At 45.3% G+C, this 490-nt stretch carries 1 protein-coding gene; it reads left to right on the forward strand.

The window, feature by feature from the left end; genetic code table 11:
* Positions 1-490, forward strand: a 490-nt coding sequence (locus HC175_RS17815) for a PDZ domain-containing protein (protein ID WP_168139607.1), incomplete at both ends; no start/stop codon positions are given.

Consider the following 490-nt stretch of genomic DNA (forward strand, 5'->3'; position numbering starts at 1 on the left):
AGGAATATGGCTTTAGGGACGGAGATCGGGTCCTGGAAGTAAACGACCAGGAACTTAAGAACATTATTGATATCAATAAATATCTTTTTCTACGCGATGTGAAGAATATCACTGTAGAACATCAGGACGGAACTTCTGAAACCATTGACGTGCCCGAAGATATAGGTTCACAAATGTTTGAACAGGGGGTGATGCAGCCTTTTGTTCCCATGACCATTCCCGTGCTGGATTCGGTAATTGCAGGGAGTCCGGCAGATCTTGCCGGCCTAAAAAAGGGAGACAGGATCATCTCTGTCAACGACATTGAAATAGGATACTGGCACCAATTAACCCGAAAGGTAGACCAGAGTCAGGGGGAGGAATTAAGACTGGTTTATAGCCGCGGCGGAGAAATGCAAAGTGTGGAAATGGACCAGGCAAAAGCAGAAGCACTTGAGAAAAAGCTGAATGAGGTGAAGCTAACTCCGAATGAAGAAGGGAATTTAGGAGT

Source organism: Salinimicrobium oceani, from assembly GCF_012037645.1.